Annotated in this window: 1 protein-coding gene; it reads right to left on the minus strand. The window is 46.7% G+C overall.

Annotation, left to right across the window (positions count from 1 at the left end):
• Positions 1-257 (minus strand): transposase (locus tag I6E24_RS16950; RefSeq protein ID WP_235329861.1); only part of this gene is annotated, 257 nt, incomplete at both ends.

Here is a 257-nt window from a genome sequence, read left to right on the forward strand (position 1 = left end):
TGGCCAACGCGTTGTCAAGCCTCGTCTTATACTCCTTGTCAAAGATGTCCACTCCATTGCTCAGCAGCAGGTAGCGTGTGCCTTTCAACACCTTACGTTTGTTGATGTCTTTTTCCATGTGGTATTGCACCCTGCGTATTTCATCCAGCTTCTCGTTCATAAGCTTTACCACATGGAAATGGTCAAACACGTGCACCGCATTTGGGCAATTCTCATATACAGAGGAGATAAAGGCGGCAGAGAGGTCTGTTGCAATA

The organism is Bacteroides caecigallinarum (genome assembly GCF_021530995.1).
In the GTDB taxonomy this organism is placed as follows: domain Bacteria; phylum Bacteroidota; class Bacteroidia; order Bacteroidales; family Bacteroidaceae; genus Phocaeicola; species Phocaeicola faecigallinarum.